This is a genomic window from Muriicola sp. (assembly GCF_049669965.1).
Classification (GTDB): Bacteria; Bacteroidota; Bacteroidia; order Flavobacteriales; family Flavobacteriaceae; genus Muriicola.
Map to the genome: position 1 here is coordinate 1 of NZ_JBATLB010000036.1, position 2,600 is coordinate 2,600.

Consider the following 2,600-nt stretch of genomic DNA (forward strand, 5'->3'; position numbering starts at 1 on the left):
GTCAGAAACAGGTCCTTTAAGTGCTAAGTGATCCATGGTAAGCACTTCCGTAAGCGGCCCTATATAAGAAAATCTTCCCATAGGTTAGTATACTTCAAATTCTTTATTAAATGGCGTTCGTAAGGAAAGCCCTTTCTTCTTACTCACCGAGTTTACTACCCGGATAATGGTTTTATCCTGTACCATTTGAATCCCTGCTTCTATATCATCTGCAAAGACCCTGTCCTGAGTGGCAAAAGACACCTTTTTCCTCACTTCCTGATGTACCATTTCCAAAAGCACACCACTTCTCAGAGGTTTTCTGAATTCAAAAGCCTGTGCCGCAGTAAGCAGTTCTATGGCCATTATTTTCTCAACATTTTCTATCACTTGCAGGGCTTTTCTGCCCGAAATTGAGCCCATGCTAACATGGTCTTCCTGTCCCAGGGAAGTAGGAATACTATCGGCGCTTGCCGGAAAGCACAAACCTTTATTTTCACTGGCAAGTGCCGCTGAGGTGTACTGTAAGATCATATAGCCGGAATTAATACCCGTCTGTTTCATTAATAATTTGGGGATACCAGGGCTATTGCCTTCCAGGGCCAGGTAGATACGGCGATCTGAAATATTTCCAAGTTCTGAGGCCGCCAGGCAGGCATAATCTAATGCCATTGCCAAAGGTTGTCCATGAAAATTCCCTCCGCTTATGGTAAGGTCTTTGTTAATAATCAACGGATTATCTGTGACGGAATTTAATTCAACCTCTAATAATTCCTTTAAATGTAACCAGGTATTTCTGGAAGCCCCATGCACCTGCGGAATACAACGCAGAGAATACGGATCCTGAACTCGTTCACAGTCTATATGATCTTCCATGATCTCTGAACCCTCCAGAAGTAATTGAATGCGTTTTGCCACATGTATGGTCCCTTTGTAAGGTCGCAAGGCATGCAGTTCCTTATAAAAAGGTTTGATAGAACCTTGAAGCCCTTCTACCATCATGGCCCCAATGACATCTGCATGGGCCAGACAATTGTGCAACCTGTCTGTTACCATTACAGCATGCGCTGTAATAAATTGGGTTCCGTTAATCAGGGCCAATCCTTCCTTTGGACCTAATTCGATGGCTTGTAATTTTGTTTCCTTAAAAAATTCTGCCCCGCTAAGGATCCTGTCCTTATATGCTACTTTTCCCAGCCCCAACAAGGGTAAAAAGAGATGCGACAAAGGAGCAAGGTCCCCGGAAGCACCCACAGAACCCTGTGAAGGGACTACAGGAATGGCATCGTGTTCTATGTGCCACAGGATACGATTCAGAGTAGTTTCCGAAATCCCGGAATATCCTCTGGATAATGAATGTACTTTGAGCACCAGCATTAACTTTGCGAGCTGATTAGCTATAGGTGCACCCACCCCTACACTATGGCTTTGTAAGATGTTTTTTTGAAGGATACGAGTTTCTTCTTTGGAGATACTGGTGGTGCAAAGTGGGCCAAAGCCCGTGTTTATGCCGTATACAGGCAGGCCTTTTTCAATAATTTCCTGAACAATAGCATGACTTTCACGGATCTTTTGCAAGGCTTGTTTGCTGATCTTTCCTTTAACCTCTCCATTTGCAAGGGAAAGTGCAATGCCGGCCGTTAAGTGATCTTCGCCAAATAAGAAGGGTTGTGGGGTAGCTACCATCTTGTGAAATATTTGATTACCCTAAATGTATTCATTAAGTTTGAGATTGGCTAGAAATTGACATTCTCAGTAAGTGTCGGTTCCGGCAATTCCTGTTAACCTTAAATATTTGCTATGATCTTTGAACTTATAAAACAACGCCGATCCGTATTTCCCGCTCAATACAACGGTAAACCCATTGCTAAGAAAGACCTTAAGAAAATCTTGGAGGCCGCCAACTGGGCACCCACTCATAAAAAGACAGAACCATGGCGATTTAAAGTATTATTGGGCGAATCCAAGGAAAAATTAGGGTTGTTCCTGTCCTATAAATATATGGATACAGAGGCAAAACCGAAAGAGATAAAAACGAGAAAGTTAATGGAAAACCCTAAAAAGGCAGCGGCTGTAATAGCTATTTGCATGCAGCGCGACCCGCTGGAAAGGCTGCCGGAATGGGAGGAGATAGCTGCCACGGCCATGGCTGTGCAAAACATGTGGTTGTGTTGTACTGAATTGGGAATAGGGAGTTATTGGAGCTCTCCCGGACTAATCCAATATATGGGTGAATTCTTCGATTTTCAACCCGGAGAAAAATGTTTAGGTTTTTTCTATTTGGGGTATTATGATGAAAAACTTGATGCTGGTATTAGAAGTGACATTGAAGATAAAACGGTATGGTTCGATTAAGGTATCCTTGTCAGTTTTAAGCTAATCAAAATAAGGGAACAGGGCCGCTTTGTATTCCCATGCCTTGGCAATAAAAAGACCAAAAAAGATGACTGTAACCACAAACTTTAAAAAGGTACCGGTAAGAAAACCAATAAAGGATCCAAAGGCGGCTTTAAAGGCCGATTTCTGATCTGCTTTATTCAATAATTCCCCCAGAAATGCTCCAATAAAAGGCCAGATAATGATGCCCAGTAACCCAAGGATGGGGAAGACAATAGCCACCA

At 42.8% G+C, this 2,600-nt stretch carries 3 protein-coding genes; 1 reads left to right on the forward strand and 2 read right to left on the reverse strand.

What is annotated here, in order from left to right; all coding sequences use genetic code 11:
• Nucleotides 1-84 precede the first annotated feature (84 nt).
• The gene (hutH, locus tag WBM49_RS02395; protein WP_424370467.1) at nt 85-1,665 is read right to left on the reverse strand and encodes a histidine ammonia-lyase; all 1,581 of its coding nucleotides are present in this window, start codon (nt 1,663-1,665) and stop codon (nt 85-87) included.
• A gap of 114 nt (nt 1,666-1,779) precedes the next feature.
• On the opposite strand from hutH, the gene WBM49_RS02400 reads away from it, so the two are divergent.
• A complete protein-coding gene (locus WBM49_RS02400; RefSeq protein ID WP_424370468.1) occupies nt 1,780-2,334 on the forward strand; it encodes a nitroreductase family protein in 555 nt (184 codons plus the stop codon).
• A 21-nt stretch (nt 2,335-2,355) separates the two neighbouring features.
• Here the strand turns inward: WBM49_RS02400 and WBM49_RS02405 are convergent.
• A partial coding sequence (locus WBM49_RS02405) for a DUF456 family protein (protein WP_424370469.1) occupies nt 2,356-2,600 on the reverse strand: 245 nt, incomplete at its 5' end.

Excerpts from the sequence above, each read along its gene's own strand:
- hutH (WP_424370467.1), bottom strand. The coding sequence starts at position 1,665 with ATGGTAGCTACCCCACAACCCTTCTTATTTGGCGAAGATCACTTAACG.
- WBM49_RS02400 (WP_424370468.1), top strand. The coding sequence starts at position 1,780 with ATGATCTTTGAACTTATAAAACAACGCCGATCCGTATTTCCCGCTCAA.